General features: G+C 47.4%; 18 protein-coding genes. 10 read left to right on the top strand and 8 right to left on the bottom strand.

Going from position 1 to position 13,306, the window contains the following annotated elements; genetic code table 11:
* Positions 1-194, top strand: a 194-nt coding sequence (locus tag PLU01S_RS24380) for a transposase (protein ID WP_139803998.1), incomplete at its 5' end; no start/stop codon positions are given.
* On the opposite strand, the gene PLU01S_RS24375 is transcribed toward PLU01S_RS24380, so the two are convergent.
* Entirely contained in the window at positions 180-701 is a 522-nt protein-coding gene (locus tag PLU01S_RS24375; RefSeq protein WP_074830450.1) for a hypothetical protein, read from the bottom strand. The genes PLU01S_RS24380 and PLU01S_RS24375 overlap by 15 nt on opposite strands.
* A 520-nt stretch (positions 702-1,221) precedes the next feature.
* Here PLU01S_RS24375 and PLU01S_RS24370 point away from each other — a divergent pair.
* Complete coding sequence (locus tag PLU01S_RS24370) at positions 1,222-1,665, top strand: DUF2846 domain-containing protein (protein ID WP_019366931.1); 444 nt, start codon at positions 1,222-1,224, stop codon at positions 1,663-1,665.
* Positions 1,666-1,727: 62 nt separating this feature from the next.
* Here PLU01S_RS24370 and PLU01S_RS24365 read toward each other — a convergent pair whose 3' ends face one another.
* Together PLU01S_RS24365 and PLU01S_RS24360 are read right to left on the bottom strand one after the other, a co-directional pair.
* Complete coding sequence (locus PLU01S_RS24365) at positions 1,728-2,162, bottom strand: hypothetical protein (RefSeq protein ID WP_074830447.1); 435 nt, start codon at positions 2,160-2,162, stop codon at positions 1,728-1,730.
* A gap of 154 nt (positions 2,163-2,316) precedes the next feature.
* Positions 2,317-2,622 (bottom strand): hypothetical protein, encoded by a 306-nt coding sequence (locus PLU01S_RS24360; protein ID WP_139208980.1) that lies wholly within the window; start codon positions 2,620-2,622, stop codon positions 2,317-2,319.
* A 371-nt stretch (positions 2,623-2,993) separates the two neighbouring features.
* Here PLU01S_RS24360 and PLU01S_RS24355 point away from each other — a divergent pair, with 371 nt between their 5' ends.
* Entirely contained in the window at positions 2,994-3,221 is a 228-nt protein-coding gene (locus PLU01S_RS24355) for a hypothetical protein (RefSeq protein WP_216822634.1), read from the top strand.
* A 101-nt stretch (positions 3,222-3,322) separates the two neighbouring features.
* On the opposite strand, the gene PLU01S_RS24350 is transcribed toward PLU01S_RS24355, so the two are convergent.
* The 3 genes from PLU01S_RS24350 to PLU01S_RS24340 form a co-directional block, all read right to left on the bottom strand.
* Positions 3,323-3,682 (bottom strand): hypothetical protein, encoded by a 360-nt coding sequence (locus PLU01S_RS24350; RefSeq protein WP_074830438.1) that lies wholly within the window; start codon positions 3,680-3,682, stop codon positions 3,323-3,325.
* Between the two features lie 441 nt (positions 3,683-4,123).
* On the bottom strand, positions 4,124-4,336 hold the full coding sequence (locus PLU01S_RS24345; RefSeq protein WP_074830435.1) for a hypothetical protein: 213 nt from the start codon (positions 4,334-4,336) through the stop codon (positions 4,124-4,126).
* A gap of 125 nt (positions 4,337-4,461) precedes the next feature.
* Positions 4,462-6,186, bottom strand: a complete 1,725-nt coding sequence (locus PLU01S_RS24340) for a PcfJ domain-containing protein (RefSeq protein ID WP_074830429.1) — start codon at positions 6,184-6,186, stop codon at positions 4,462-4,464.
* Between the two features lie 730 nt (positions 6,187-6,916).
* Between PLU01S_RS24340 and PLU01S_RS24335 the strand changes: the two genes are divergently transcribed.
* A complete protein-coding gene (locus tag PLU01S_RS24335; protein WP_074830424.1) occupies positions 6,917-7,198 on the top strand; it encodes a helix-turn-helix domain-containing protein in 282 nt (93 codons plus the stop codon).
* Positions 7,199-7,327: 129 nt separating this feature from the next.
* Complete coding sequence (locus PLU01S_RS24330) at positions 7,328-7,837, top strand: phiTE_072 family protein (protein ID WP_074830418.1); 510 nt, start codon at positions 7,328-7,330, stop codon at positions 7,835-7,837.
* Here the strand turns inward: PLU01S_RS24330 and PLU01S_RS25595 are convergent.
* Together PLU01S_RS25595 and PLU01S_RS25590 are read right to left on the bottom strand one after the other, a co-directional pair.
* On the bottom strand, positions 7,834-8,211 hold the full coding sequence (locus tag PLU01S_RS25595) for a hypothetical protein (RefSeq protein ID WP_139208978.1): 378 nt from the start codon (positions 8,209-8,211) through the stop codon (positions 7,834-7,836). The genes PLU01S_RS24330 and PLU01S_RS25595 overlap by 4 nt on opposite strands.
* 269 nt (positions 8,212-8,480) lie before the next feature.
* On the bottom strand, positions 8,481-8,936 hold the full coding sequence (locus PLU01S_RS25590) for a hypothetical protein (RefSeq protein WP_139208977.1): 456 nt from the start codon (positions 8,934-8,936) through the stop codon (positions 8,481-8,483).
* 548 nt (positions 8,937-9,484) lie between these two features.
* On the opposite strand from PLU01S_RS25590, the gene PLU01S_RS24315 reads away from it, so the two are divergent.
* From PLU01S_RS24315 to PLU01S_RS24290, 5 genes are all read left to right on the top strand, one after another.
* Entirely contained in the window at positions 9,485-10,135 is a 651-nt protein-coding gene (locus PLU01S_RS24315) for a 3'-5' exonuclease (protein ID WP_019366919.1), read from the top strand.
* 51 nt (positions 10,136-10,186) lie between these two features.
* Entirely contained in the window at positions 10,187-10,702 is a 516-nt protein-coding gene (locus PLU01S_RS24310; protein WP_019366918.1) for an NUDIX domain-containing protein, read from the top strand.
* A gap of 421 nt (positions 10,703-11,123) precedes the next feature.
* On the top strand, positions 11,124-12,176 hold the full coding sequence (locus PLU01S_RS24300) for a hypothetical protein (protein ID WP_074830405.1): 1,053 nt from the start codon (positions 11,124-11,126) through the stop codon (positions 12,174-12,176).
* A 205-nt stretch (positions 12,177-12,381) separates the two neighbouring features.
* Positions 12,382-12,828: a hypothetical protein gene (locus PLU01S_RS24295; protein ID WP_139208975.1), complete on the top strand. Its 447-nt coding sequence runs from the start codon at positions 12,382-12,384 to the stop codon at positions 12,826-12,828.
* A gap of 149 nt (positions 12,829-12,977) precedes the next feature.
* A complete protein-coding gene (locus tag PLU01S_RS24290) occupies positions 12,978-13,250 on the top strand; it encodes a hypothetical protein (protein WP_074830400.1) in 273 nt (90 codons plus the stop codon).
* The last annotated feature ends 56 nt before the right edge of the window (positions 13,251-13,306 follow it).

The raw sequence follows: 13,306 nt of genomic DNA, 5'->3' as shown, positions 1-13,306 counted from the left end.
GGACAGGTCTGCCTCGCCTGTTTGATAGGCCCAAGTATCAACAGCGTAACGTGATCGAACGGCTATTCGGTTGGTTAAAGGAAAAGCGTCGGCTCTGTACTCGCTTTGACAAGCTGGCTAGCAGCTTCAAGGCCATGGTTACGCTGGCCTGTATCGAGCGATGCATGCGGGCCGACTTTTCAGACAAACCCTAGCTCTACATTGGGGCAATCGAGTGAGTAGCTCTCGCCGGGGATAAATCCGTGGGTACGATACGTTAGAAGCAAAACTCCAGTTCCTGTCTCTGTAACAGCAACCATGCCTGCTTTTTGCGCATCCGGGTTGCTATTAAATGCAGTGATGAACCGCTCACGATGATTTCTAAAACGTAGGCACACATCGTAGAATTGATCCAGCGGTTTAAGATTTATGGGATCCTTTCGCTCGAATTTGGGACTGAAAATCCTATACAAACGGCCAATCTGAGTGGAAAAATCAATCCAGGAATTGTCATCGGCCATCCTCATTGGAATTTTATGAAAGAATTTTGAGGGAATTCGGCGGCCTGTGCTTGTATCGAAAATCTCATATCTTACATTTGTAGCATAATACTCATAATTCTGAAACGTTATGGCCTTGTCAAACTTCTCTGCTGCCAATCGAGTGCATCCCTGAATAATTGTTAGGGATGTAACGGCAAGCATGAGTGCTGTTTTGCGCATGGTCTTCTCTAACTAATACTCAAATTTATTCATAGTAGAGTGGCTTTAGGAATTACCTACGGCCAGGAGATATTATTTTAAAAAAATATAACGGGAGTAAGCGAACTGTTTACTGTATATAACGTAACTTCTGAGCTGATACCACATCTTTAGTTATGAGAGGCTTCATTTGCGAGATTACTGGTAACAAGACCAAGCCTGAAAATTCTAAAGATCCCCTCTAGACTGCAAGGAAGGTCTAGACAGGTAGATAGCCCAAGGACAAAGCGTCGCAAAATTGTGGATGCGGCTGCTGGATTGATCGTACATGTGGCCTCTGTACGGAAAAGACGGGACGGCCTGGCAAATCGACTTCTCAGACCGAACATAATCTCCAAGAAAGCGATCAAGTAGGCCGTTTATCCTGCGAAATCAGACGCTTGGGATTACAAATCGCAGTACAACTATCGACAGGATATAAGCAGGCGACTAGGATTATGTCGAATACATCACGCTTTTAGACCACTCAGGAAGAGTCATCATGTTTAAGAAAACGATGCTGTGTTCAGCGGCCCTTGCTGTTGCGCTGCTGTCCGGTTGTGCATCCGTACCCATGGAATCTGCTGATAAGGACCAGGCGCTTAAAACATTCCCAACACCACCGGCCGATCAGGCAGGCTTGTATATCTTCCGCGACTCCTCGATGGGGCCAGCGCTTAAAAAGACGGTAAAGATTGATAATCAAGTAGTAGGTGAGACTGCGACTAAGACCTATTTTTACCGACTGATGAACCCTGGCTCGCATGTATTGGCCACCGAGTCCGAGTTTGGTGATAACACGCTAACGATCAACGCGCTTGCTGGTAAGAACTACTATGTACGTCAGTCTATCAAGATGGGCGTTTTTGTAGGTGGTGCAAAACTTGAGCAAGTATCTGAGACAGAAGGTCAGCAGGGCGTTCAAGCCTCTAAGCTAGCCCGCTGATTTAGCTAGGCCGCGGCGCCTGCAACTGGGCAGGCGCCTTCTGAATGACAAGCCCTGAGCCTTCAGACCTTGCCATTCCACCTCCAATTAGCCTGACTTTCCGCCTCATAGGTGTCTCTAATAGCCTCGGCCAAGGTCTCTGGATCAACTGATAGGCTGTACTGAGGAGATTTCAACCACTCCTCTAACGCACATCTAATGTTATCCATATCAGTAATATCTGTTTCAAATTCATCAGGCCTGAACAAAGTACAGTCGTGAGCATCCATGGTCGGACTTAGATCTTGCGAGTCGAACATGTATAGCTCGCCGTCAATGCTACCCATAACCAACTCACCAGTTGAGTAACCAATAGTAGTTCCGGGAGGCTGCGTTCTTAACAGGTCAGCCACTTGATACCAAACAGCAAGCATGCTCTGGAAAGAGTCTTCCTCACACTCAAAGACACTGTAGGAAATAGGATGATGATAATGGGGCAAAAGGGACAGCTGACACATGCTCTTCTCCTTAAATGAACTGATAATTATACGTTCTTATGGACGTATTTTACAGCATTTAAGGTGTAAAGATGCCTTTTAGAAGTAGCCAATTTCCACTTATGGGCATCCGATGTATTGAGGGCTAGTGCAATAGGGTCTCTGTGTTGGAGCGCTATCGGGAAGGCTGAGAGCCAGAAGCATTGAGAGGAAGTTCAGCACTTAGCAGAGTAGACGCAGCAGCAAGAGCATACTCATTCAGTACCCAGCCAGCCCATCGTTCTACACGTGGCAGGCATGAGGCAAGTGACGCTCGGTAGTCGCTAATGAACGGACTGTCATCGATATCATGTGCCCGGTCCCCTAGCAGCATGACATCTGGCTGACCGTCATTGAGATCAAGTAGCTGCCCGGTAGAAAGCCTTACAAATACGTGCTCGAAGTTGCCTACCAAGGTTCCTCCGAATAAAGTCCTGGCCATCAGCGCTGCAAATTTGCAGCTACCAGCTCGGTCAAGTGTTGGAGCTAAACCCCTTTCCTTCTGACGTTCCTCCCAGAGCTTATCCATAGCTTCTTGAGCTAACGCTAAGGTTGATCCATTAAGCTCAAGCCTGGCGGGGTAACACCGCTTAAGGCTTTCTTTACTCATATACCTCAAAACTTGTTCCTGTTATTGAGAGCTCGAAGCGGTAAACAGAAGTAATCGAGAAGTATATCCGGCCATTTCCCGTACTGGTCAGGTATTGGCAGGAAGCATTGGGGGAGTTGTAACAACTCATACCCTGTTGTGCCTTAAACTAAACAATGTTCTTAATTGGAAGGGTCAGATTCATGCGATGGAATTTTAGGGTTATGCGCCACGCACCTACTCCCGAAAGCAACGAGGAGTTTTTAGCTATACATGAGGTTTACTATTCTGATGACCATACCGAAGAGACTGAAGAGCAAATGGCCAAGCTTGGCTATACCAGTAACCCTGTATCGGTTACAGGTGAATCAGTAGAATCCTTGCGCTGGACACTTACGCGGATGCTTGAAGCTTTAGATAAGCCCGTTCTGCCTTACAAAGAGGAAGAGTGAGGCAATTATCAGATTACTGACCTTATACCCCCTTTGCTAATACCGGATCTTGGGGGCAGCGGCATGATGCTTTAGTTACCTACGAAGCCAATAGGTTGTCATCACTGCTTCGGGTATTTGACCAAGCTCATCGACCAGTCAGCTTCCCCTAGGTCAAGGCTTTCCAAAACGGCTTGGGCGGCTTCGAGAGTAAACTTAAAAGCAAGCTCGGCTTTATCTGTAAACTGCAGTTGCCGTGGGTCGTCGTTTGCCATCCAAAGACCTACTCCCATATCAACCTCTATTGCATAAGTTGGGGAGCTAGAAGCTAGAGCATTTCGTGCAGCCATGCGCCAGGTCGAAAACCTCTTATCCGGGATGCTGTGCAGGGGCACAATCGATAATGCCTCCTTCAATAAGCAAGCCAGGCTTTCAGTAGACTCTGACCGAGATTCTGGTGAGCGTTTACTGACGCAGGTCATTTGAAGATCCTTTGCTCTATGAGCATGCAAGCTTTACCAAAGCAGTATTAATAACATACTATTCTTCTTATTGTGATTTAGTTCACATTTCATAGCAAGTCTATCAATGGGCCTGATTAAGCCTTTTATCGGTCAACCATGAGATCTTTTATGACCCTTGTAGAACGGTTCTTGGACGCTGTTATAGATGGCCATCTTGGCAAAGGCTTAGTAGTAACCAGGCAGGAGTTTATCGACCATTTCCCGAAAGACCGAGTTGGAACTACAGGCTGCTTTCTCTCTAATTCTGAGATTCACACAGGCCAGGCACATAGTCCACATTATGAACCTTTGACCTTACGCGTAACGCAAGGTGTCTATAGAGTATTGCCTAATGTTCTTGAAGCGAGAATGAGAACCCGAGGCCTTCTGTAAGCCCAGCTTCTAAGAGCGAAGCTCGATCTATTCTAGTGCGTCGCTCTTTTCTTCCTGCTGCCGGCGAGCTTCTTTTTCAAGCTCAGCCTTAAAGGCCTTATCAAGAAGGTTAGGCCGCTTCTTCCAAGCTCTACGATCAGGTTTGGGCTGAGCGGCATAAGTCACCACTTCCCCACCATAGACTTGCTCAAAGCGATTAACCTGACTATCAAGGTAGTTGCGTAATTCGTCTTTGGTCATTTGCCGATATTTTCCGTGTTGGAATTTAATATGTCGGCCTAAGATTGGGTTTTCTTGAGGAATCTCAAGCTTTTCTGACCAGTTCGCATGAGCCCTTAACCTTTGTGTAGTAAAACCCAGAGTATTCAACCTTTTTTAAGAGCTTCGCGGTAAAGACTCGCCAGCTTTCTTCCAGCCTGATCAGCTTTTTTTGAGATCGCGCTATTACGAATACCTCGATGTTGGTCAAGCAAGACCTCGCCTTGTGCGATGGCCAGTCCTAATGTTGACCGTGCCCCGCCTGGCTCACTAACAGAGAAGACCATGTAACCTCCATTGGCACACCGGTAGATATAGCCAGAGCTACCTACACAATGCTTGAGTTCAAACCCTTCTATGATTAAGGCCCTGGCATTTGTTATAGGCGTAAAGACAATGTCTCCTATAACTGTTTCAGGCAGCTTTGAGCTCCATTCATAATCTCCCCCTCTCTCAAGCTGGTCATCAAGCTCTTCAAGCGCCAGCCGTAAGTGCCATTCATTTGAGCGACGCAGAAGCTGTGACCAGGTGCACCTCTTTGTTGGATAGCCATGATCAAACCCTTCGGCATCCAAGTAATCTAGGGTTGAAACCAAATATCCGTCGTTCTGGTTTATCCAAGGCCTGACAACTGCAAACCCCTCCTCCTTCCAGACTCTGGCGGATTCAAGTAGATATGCTCTTATAAACCGCTGAATAGCTTCAGAGATGCCGTACGCATCAAAGATGTAAGCCCAGCGCACGAGTTTCATATAAGCCAAAACTGGTGCTTTAATGTTTACACTGGCCAAAGCGATGTTTGTCATCATCGCCTGAGATTTTTGCCCGCCGTTTAACCAGTTGGCCAAGATCATAGGTGAAGCTTTCAACATCCAGCGCCAGGCTCTGACGTTATCAAAGCTTCTTACCCGGTTTCTACCAATTGAGATCGGCCGGCGGTCAAGCTTGGTAGAACTGCGCCCATCTCTAACCCACAGCTTACGAGAGAAAAGATCATCCATCTCCCAGTAGGCAGGGTTGATATGAGGAAGGATAGGTAGGAGATTGCGATGCTCGCGCGCAACCTTCAAAAAACCAGCTCGATACCGCGCATATTTCAGATATTCAGTAAAAGATACCTGCCTGAAGTCGATTACCAGGACTGCCGACATTAAGGTAGAGTCGTAAACATGATCAAAAAATGCCGCACGTAACGCCCTGGCCCCGGCCTCCATAGAAGGTGATTTCAAAAGTCCATCTATATGGGACCATTTACCTTTTCTATCCTTGGATTCCGTATAGCGGCCAAGATAGAACTCTTTAAGCTTGCCACGCATTTTGTAGGGCGGCAGGCATTTAAAGTCTGGACTTTCTCCTCGTCCTAGTGATTCCGGAAGATCTTTATAACCTGCAGCATCCAGTACCTTATCCAAAGCAAGTGAGACGACTTGGCGCCACCAGGTTAACGAATTGGTCTTGGCTATAGGGTAAAAAGGAATTTCAGGCCAGCCTTGTATCTCACTAACCTCCTTCCAACGCTCCTCAGCCAAGTCAAATTCAAGCGTTGATATAGAGCTGTCCGCCAAGCGTTTAATACGCCAGAGATTGCATATAGTGAGCTGGTTAGCATCAACGTCTTCATGGACGCGGCAGAGTCGAAAGATATTATGTTTGATAGCCAGATCCTTGGCAGCTCGATAGATCTTTGCGGTCTCCGCATTACCAAACGGTGGCTTGCGAGGCGGTTTTAATTGTGACTGGCCAAGAGCTTCCCTTACGAACGGCAATTTCTCAATCGTACAGTTGCTCGAACTGATAGCTGATGAAAGTACATTCTGAATATCAACGGTCATGATTAAGGCTTAACCCGCGAGACGGACGAGTGTCTCATTGCATTATCTCGAACAAGCTACTGTGATCTGTGTATTACCGGGCGAGTAATACGGATGCTCAATGTTCCACCCAAGGCCATTCTCATTGACCATCCCAAACCCATATCCATACGCTTGGTAACAGAATCGTGAGCCGCAGGTTAAGCGATAAGTATCTTGAGTATAATTTGGGGGATTACCAGGATCTCCCATCGAGCAGTAGTAGTTGACGGTACTGACAATGGTATCGATCTTCATGAATGTCTGTGGCTTGGACCAAATCCCGCTCTGGCAAGTTAGCATGGCTCCGTCGTTCTTGAAGCCAGTTGCTCCGCGTCCAGGGCAGGCTGCCCCCTCAATTGCATTTGGAAGAGAAACCTCAGGAGGTGAGCTAGGCATTGCCAGTGACAAAAGTCCTCCAGCCAAAGCCGACTCGCTTAGAAAAAGCAGTCCGATGGTTAGGAAAAGGTGATTTATCACAGGCGCCATTACCTTAATATAATTCTAATAGAATAACATTATGTATAGGTAATTTACCCTTTCCTTAAACCGTACGTAAGGTATTTTTGCCAATCATCTGCTAAAGGCACAAAGTTCCGGATAGCCCTGTCACATTAGCGCCCCCCTTTATCCCCATGAAGTGATGACAATAGTCCGCTGACGGTCATCCTTTGCACCTTGACAATGGACCCTTATTTTATGGGTCGGCGCCTTGAACATTAGACGGAGCATCACCAGCCATAACGAAGCTTTTGGGCGTGCGCTTGCTGAATTACGCAAAAGCAAAAAGCTTTCTCAAGAGCGGCTGGGTTTTGAAGCAGACATGGATCGGTCATTCATCAGCTTGATGGAGCGAGGCAAGCGCTCCCCAACGCTGGACACACTTGTCAGCTTGTGCGCTGTGCTTGAGATTTCCCTATCCGATTTTGCTGCACTTATTGAAGCTCGCCAGCAGGAGCTATTTACCTGCTCAGGCGATGAGAAAAGCAGCTAGCCTCTAATTCACCTAAATCAGCTGGCTAGATTAAAGCCTGATTTCTTTGTCTTCTTTATGAAAAGTGTTGATTTTATCAATTACAAAAGAATACATTTTCCAGATGTTAAATAAACCGTCAGTGATCTTATGAGGTTGGGTGACAGCTTCTGCAGAATAACCGTTGCTTGCCCAGGCAAAGACATCCTTCTGTATGTAGACGAAACACAATGCGATGCCGCTCGCTTCACGCTGATATGCAACGATCAAGCATTTACCTCAACGGTAAACTCAAAGCTGTTTGCTAATGCTAAGCATATTGTCAGCGCTAGTATCAGCGATCTTTCCGCCCTAGCTGAACGGCTTACAGCATTCCAGGATCGCCCAGCGGATCTCTTGCGTATCATTGCTGAGGCCAAACATCTCATTGTGCGGCTACGGCGCCATAAAAAAATCTCCAAGGCCCAGGCTCGTAATCTTTACCGAGCAATGCAGATGTTTAACGAATCCACTTCGTTGGATGATTTTCCAGAAGCTATTCTTGAGATGCTTTATGGAGATGACTGGACTGATCACTATCCACGTCAAGCAGCCAAGGATTACGCCTTAGTATTAGCTGCTCTTGTTGACCTCCAGAAGAGCCTACGAGAACACGACTAGCTAGCTGTTTTCGTCGGCAATTTCATTAAAGACTCACCCCTACTCGCCCAGTGCGCTAGCTCATAAGTACGTTTGTCGAGACGTGCAATCACATCAGAGCCTTCTAACTCAAAATATTCAGCGACCGACTTGGCACCAGAATCAACCCACCATTTGCCTGTTGTGTGATGCACTGTTAGAAGCTGAAGCGTCGGACACTCGATCGCTGACACGTATATAAAGGTTAATCTATCGCCAAGCTGTATCGGTATCGGAGGTATGTCAATAGACATAAAAACTGATCGGCTTTCCTCTGTTTCAAGGTGCAGGCCGTAATGACCGTTACTCTCTCCCGCAAACATGACGATGCCGCTCTTTTCAAGGAAGAAGAGCATGGTCCTATCATGTTGCAACGGAACCTGGATGAATTCATCGTCATTAGGTCGCCCTATACTGACGGCATCCGCAGAGTCTGAGACTGGAAGCAACGCTCCGATGCGCCTCAAACGCTTCTGGATATCAACCGCCTCTTTGTACCGTAAGCATCTTGCTCGCTTCCATGCTGGGGGATTTATTGCCAAAAACTGGTGAGCACTCATCGACTATCCGACAGTGGGTAAGAAAACATTCGGACTATAGTCTACAGACAGGAGGCTGTCCGATTTTATCCAGCGCTATCAAAAATACTCTGATGTACTTCTCGGGTTGTATACAGTTTGACGGTCTCAAACACAGGGCTGTCTGCGTACTGCTGGTCTGAGCGCCTCTTCTGAATCCGTGGCTCAAACGAGCGTGGTGGTTGTATACGCTGGGGTGAACCACACCAGAACAATGGAAGGGAGGTTTTAATTTTCTTTTTGATTTTTTCGCCGTGTTCATCCAACCAGGCGAAATTAACATAGAAGATGCTGTCACCCCGGTAGATATAAGCAAGACGAGGACGGGGGCTCAGCCCAGCTAGATAGTGGAAGCGGTTGACGTCTCGCTGTACTGCGAGAGCAAGTGTATCTTGAGCTTCAAGGGCATGCTCAAGTTGCTCGCGAGCATACTCAAGTGATTTAACGCTGATGATACGTTGAGTGGCGCGCGCAAACGTTACAAATCGAGGCACCGGCGTCATACATCCTTCCAGAAGTAAGGGCCTGATCGCATACCTTATCTGAATACGAGGTACACCCAGAGTCGCAGTAACCGCCTTCCAGATAGTGTCCGCAGGGCGAAGTCGAGTCCAGTAGACTAGAGAACTGCCACCAATCTCTTGCCCTTCTGGCATTCGCTCAAGGTCACTAAGCTTTGTCGAGCGTAGCAAATGGCTGACTTGATCAAGATGCAGTCTCGCTGCATTTGCTGCCTGGACATACTCAGAAGCGCCAGATGGAAGATACACGACCCCTATTAGGCGAAAAGACTCTTCATCGTCAGACTCTAGCGAGCACAATGCTCTACTAAGACTTCCCGGAACTGGCATCCTGGATTCAAAGCTATTAGTCTCCTGCTGTCCATGGAGCCAACCTCCAGTGTGATGCTCGGCAATTTCTGCATAGAGAACGTCATGTGCACGCCGCCACTCTTCCAGGGCAAGCTTAAGCGCCTTGATGTGAGCAAGGAGGCTATTAATGCTTACGGATGCGGGGCGTCCATTTGCTGCCATAGTAGCTGTAGGGCCTGATGCGTGATAAAAATCGTGGTGTATCATTCAATATGCAGAAGCATAACATCTGCATCATGGGAATTCCTTTTATGTCCATCACACATATTCTCTGTGTTGACCTCGAAGCTACGTGTGATGAAGGAGACGCAGGGCAAGCCTTTATTCCACTGATGGAAACCATCGAACTTGGCGCAGTCATGTTGGACATTCGCACCGCCCAACCTACTGGAGAATTTGCGACTTTCATTCGACCACAGGTTGCTCCTGTACTGAGTCCCTTCTGCAAGCGGCTAACCCATATCGAACAGGCGAATGTCGACAGGGCCCCTACCTATCCTGAAGTTGCCTCACCTCTTGACCAATTTTTGGATCATTACGGTGATCGCTGGCTTTGGTGTTCATGGGGTAATTATGACAATCAGCAACTCATAAAGGATGCTGCCAGGCTCAACACTGATCCCCTATTGCCACCCGATAGGCATATCAACCTCAAGAAGCCTTTCGCCAAGTATAAAAAAATGAAAATGGTGGGCTTGAAGCGGGCCGTAGAGATGCTGGGGCTGGAATGGGAAGGCCAGCATCATCGCGGGATTGATGATGCACGTAATCTAGCGCGTATCGTTGCCCATATGATCAAAGAAGATGTTTTCCCTCTACCTAGTGCTTGAAGAGCTGGCCGGCCAGCAACCTATTTTTCTCAGCGATTATTGAGGGTCTCTATGAGCGATGAGCATATGGATGCATACACTGAGCATTGTCAGGCCCTTCAAGAAACAGGCTTCTGGGGAAAACAAGGGGCTGGCGCTCTAGTTCTGTCGCGTAAAACCGGCAGGCTTCTGATACAACAGCGCTCGGAACTCGTGCTAGAGCCCTTAACATGGGGAACATGGGGTGGCGCTGTTGACCCAGAAGAAAGCCCTGTTGAAGCCCTTATACGAGAACTCAAAGAGGAAGGCGTGCTGCTGGATCCACAAGGTAGTGATGTTTACCCTGCCTTCGTGTTTCGTCATCCTTCAGGTTTCACCTACCATAACTTTATAGTTGTCGTTGATGATGAGTTTGATCCAATGATCACTGATGAAACGCACGCATATCAGTGGACTACTGAAGCAAGCTTGCCTACCCCTCTTCATCCTGGGCTATCACTGCTGTTGTCAGATCCAAACACGATCGAGCTCATCGAATCTCTTAGACCACAACGTCACTACATTGAGTATGAAGGCCCCTCGCTCTGAGTGTTTTACAGCCGCAGAGTGCCTCCGCAAAACTCAGGCCGTTTTTTCTTTGTTTTATCATCGTGTATCTCATTGCAAAGAGGGGTATGATTTTTCCTTCACGGCTACACGGCTTTGTTACCCATGTTTTCTCTTGAACAACTCATAAACAAGGCTCAACAGCGCCTTGTTAAATGCGGTGAGGCGGTAACGCTCATAGTCACAAATGAGCATACAGACCTTACTGAGCGCCAAAATCTCACTGCGCAGCTAAACCTTCTGGCTGAACGAATAACGCTGTCAGGTCTTCTTGCAACCGAGGCCTATGAGAAGGGCGACCATCAGACTCTTTCCAATGCCTCAGCCCTACTCACTCAATTGCTGTCCTTAGCAGATATGTCTCTTCCAGCTATAGAAGCTCGACTCGGAAAAGGAGCACATCATGGATGATCACCCTAAAGAAATGTCTCGGCGCAACAGCCAAGTATCAATAGATCTTTCAGATTTAACTAATCAATTAGAAAGCGGACTCAAAGACCTAGAAGCCCATTATGGGCGTGTGGAAGTGAGGCCCATAAGCGCAACTGCAGCAGACGCAATTCTTGAGCCTCTTAAGCCAAAACCAAGCATCCTAGATAGTCTTTATGTCCAACATCATTTTGCAGAAGAACGAGCCAAGTGGAATCGCCTGGCTAAGCTGGCTCCAATCAGGTATGTATTGACTCAAATAGGCGAGGAACGTAGCGAGAAAGTGGCTACGTTTATGAGCAAGGCCGTGGGTTTACCATCACTGCTTGATCATTTAACTGCCAAGAACAGTTTGCTTTTCAAGGCCGGCTCAGGTCTAGCGACATATGGGGGCTTCAAGTTACTAGCACCAGACTTCGTTAACAACCTTCTGCACAATGTTGAAAACATGACCGGCCTCTCTCATGCACATGCAGCCATGGGAACTGGTTTGTTGATGGTGATTGCGGCTCACAGCGTTTACGCGCAGATCCAAAGTGCCCTGTTACGACAAAGCCTTACGATTCATGACAAGGTATCGCCAGCAATTGCGGAAAAGGCAAACCGTATGCGTACTGCCCTTGGGGATGGCTGGAAATCTTGGCTGCCCAAAGCTGTATGGCTGGGCTTGGATAAAATCTTTAACCCTCACCCATCGCTTTCGGAGAGAACACTCAACACTCTCTGGACAGGTAAACTCTCTGGGCCCGCTTATGAGGCTATACCAAAAGCTGAGCGCGAGGCAGTTGAAGCCGTAACCAAAAATCTTACTGATCGTTTTTCTTTCAGCCCTACGACTGCGCCAAGCATTGCTGCAGAATTGCTGGCCAACGAGGAGCCTAATCCCAATCGCCTGATCAGCATCCTCAATACTCGACGATTTCCCCAAGAATGGGTTAGCCGATACGGCTTTGATCCCACACTCTGTACCGAGCCAAGGCTACCTACTCCAGTTAGTTATCCTGAAACCATCGAGCCTGGCATGTAGACAGGCGTCGCAACAAAAGGAACATCCCACTTTATTGCTGTCCTCGCACGCCAGGGCCCGGTCAGCAAATGGAGCCATAGAGCATTGGAATAGGGCTGCGCCCAGGTTAACGCCCCAGATTTTTCCTAGGGGCCTATAAGGGTTACTTTTATTCCAGGCGAGATAATGCCTGCTGTCAATCTCAAAGACTCTTGAGGCTTAAATAATGGATTTCAATTGGACTATTCGGCATTTCTCTACAAATCCAGAAGTGGATCCTTCATACGAGCGCACAATGAAAGCCGCTCATACACTTGCCAGCTTACTGTTAGCCCAGGCCAAGGGCTCTTATGTTGACCTTGGTGACAATGAAATATTGTTTATCGGGCCATACAAGGACCAACTTGAGCTGTACATTAGCCATGATTTTGCTAACGACATCGAGCCAGAAGAGTGTCAAGCATTCGTCTTGAACGAAGCTGAGTATTTGCAAGTTCTGGAAAACGAAGAGTTCACGGCGCGCATAGAAAAATGGTTGGCTAGCCCCGTGTTCTTGCTAGCCTCCCCCAAGGATTTACCTGAGCGTATTGCTATGCATACAGAGGCTATGATGACCTCACATGAGGAGTTTATCGCTTCATACTTTGCAAATGATTGGCCTAGTTTTGGCTAACATATTTTGATGATATGGACGTCAAGAGGAATGTTCCAGACTGCTCTATATCGGGTAATTACGATCTATAATTTGCATAGTGATTGCTAGTACGTTGACTATCTTAAAAACCGTTACCTTTACAGGAATGAGTAAGGTGAAAGAGTGACATGTCTGCACTAGAGTTTGGCTGGTGCTGCACTGGCATCATTGGAGTTCTGATTTTCTTTTACAAACTAGGCCGCAAGTCAGGTATACGTTCTGAAGAGGAACGTATCATCGAGCTCAAGCTAAGGGCTGGAGCAAAGGGACTGGTCGAATACAGTGATTACTTAAGGAACTCCTCTAAGCATATCAAGCGGGTGGATTACCTTAGAGAACAAGGGTACGGAGATAGTAAAAACTGGGAAGTCGGAGTGGATGAGAGGGATCAACAAAGATAAGAACTGCGCCATATGCTCAGCCTGCCTAATGTCCTTTCTTCCAGAGCCGAGATAAA

This window comes from Pseudomonas luteola NBRC 103146 (assembly GCF_002091675.1).
GTDB classification, from domain to species: domain Bacteria; phylum Pseudomonadota; class Gammaproteobacteria; order Pseudomonadales; family Pseudomonadaceae; genus Chryseomonas; species Chryseomonas luteola.
The sequence above is the reverse complement of the archived record's forward strand: the minus strand, read 5'-3'. Positions and strand labels throughout refer to the sequence as shown.

Bases quoted from the DNA above. Each gene is read 5' to 3' on its own strand.
- PLU01S_RS24375 (WP_074830450.1), bottom strand. From the start codon at position 701: ATGCGCAAAACAGCACTCATGCTTGCCGTTACATCCCTAACAATTATT.
- PLU01S_RS24370 (WP_019366931.1), top strand. From the start codon at position 1,222: ATGTTTAAGAAAACGATGCTGTGTTCAGCGGCCCTTGCTGTTGCGCTG.
- PLU01S_RS24365 (WP_074830447.1), bottom strand. From the start codon at position 2,162: ATGTGTCAGCTGTCCCTTTTGCCCCATTATCATCATCCTATTTCCTAC.
- PLU01S_RS24360 (WP_139208980.1), bottom strand. From the start codon at position 2,622: ATGGCCAGGACTTTATTCGGAGGAACCTTGGTAGGCAACTTCGAGCAC.
- PLU01S_RS24355 (WP_216822634.1), top strand. From the start codon at position 2,994: ATGCGCCACGCACCTACTCCCGAAAGCAACGAGGAGTTTTTAGCTATA.
- PLU01S_RS24350 (WP_074830438.1), bottom strand. From the start codon at position 3,682: ATGACCTGCGTCAGTAAACGCTCACCAGAATCTCGGTCAGAGTCTACT.
- PLU01S_RS24345 (WP_074830435.1), bottom strand. From the start codon at position 4,336: ATGACCAAAGACGAATTACGCAACTACCTTGATAGTCAGGTTAATCGC.
- PLU01S_RS24340 (WP_074830429.1), bottom strand. From the start codon at position 6,186: ATGACCGTTGATATTCAGAATGTACTTTCATCAGCTATCAGTTCGAGC.
- PLU01S_RS24330 (WP_074830418.1), top strand. From the start codon at position 7,328: ATGAGGTTGGGTGACAGCTTCTGCAGAATAACCGTTGCTTGCCCAGGC.
- PLU01S_RS25595 (WP_139208978.1), bottom strand. From the start codon at position 8,211: ATGCTCTTCTTCCTTGAAAAGAGCGGCATCGTCATGTTTGCGGGAGAG.
- PLU01S_RS25590 (WP_139208977.1), bottom strand. From the start codon at position 8,936: ATGACGCCGGTGCCTCGATTTGTAACGTTTGCGCGCGCCACTCAACGT.
- PLU01S_RS24315 (WP_019366919.1), top strand. From the start codon at position 9,485: ATGCGTGATAAAAATCGTGGTGTATCATTCAATATGCAGAAGCATAAC.
- PLU01S_RS24310 (WP_019366918.1), top strand. From the start codon at position 10,187: ATGAGCGATGAGCATATGGATGCATACACTGAGCATTGTCAGGCCCTT.
- PLU01S_RS24300 (WP_074830405.1), top strand. From the start codon at position 11,124: ATGGATGATCACCCTAAAGAAATGTCTCGGCGCAACAGCCAAGTATCA.
- PLU01S_RS24295 (WP_139208975.1), top strand. From the start codon at position 12,382: ATGGATTTCAATTGGACTATTCGGCATTTCTCTACAAATCCAGAAGTG.
- PLU01S_RS24290 (WP_074830400.1), top strand. From the start codon at position 12,978: ATGTCTGCACTAGAGTTTGGCTGGTGCTGCACTGGCATCATTGGAGTT.